The sequence below is a fragment of the Rhizobium grahamii CCGE 502 genome (assembly GCF_000298315.2).
Taxonomy (GTDB): domain Bacteria; phylum Pseudomonadota; class Alphaproteobacteria; order Rhizobiales; family Rhizobiaceae; genus Rhizobium; species Rhizobium grahamii.
On record NZ_AEYE02000063.1, the window covers coordinates 1 to 452 of the forward strand.

The window sequence follows — 452 nt, forward strand, 5'->3', positions numbered from 1 at the left end:
TTGCCATCAAGCACCTCGTGCGTCACCACCACCTGGCCGGCCGCCGTCAGCGCACCACCCGAGGCCAGCGTGAAGTGCTGCACCCCATCCATCCCGCTGTTGGCGTCGATCGCCGCAAAGTCGATCTTGTCGCCGGGCTGGAAGCCGTGGATCGTGTCGCCATTGGCGGCGCCTGCCGACAGGAAGCGGAAGGTGTCGTTGCCGAGCCCGCCGTCCATGACGTTGACCGCGGCCGTTGCCGTGATCGTGTCATGGCCGGAACCGGTGATGACGTTCTCGAAGCCGTAGACCACATCCGTCCCGGTCGTGCCTCCCGACGTGCCGCCCGACACCTGGCCGCGCTGCATGAAGCCGTTGCCGAGGTCGACCGTCAGGTTCGCCGTCGCCACCGCATAGTCCAGCGTGTCGGTGCCGTCGCCGCCCCAGTACTGGTCGTCGCCGTCACCGGCAGA

The 452-nt window shown here is 67.9% G+C and carries 1 protein-coding gene; it reads right to left on the minus strand.

Going from position 1 to position 452, the window contains the following annotated elements; genetic code table 11:
- Window positions 1–452, minus strand: a 452-nt coding sequence (locus RGCCGE502_RS34385) for a M10 family metallopeptidase C-terminal domain-containing protein (protein WP_016558847.1), incomplete at both ends; no start/stop codon positions are given.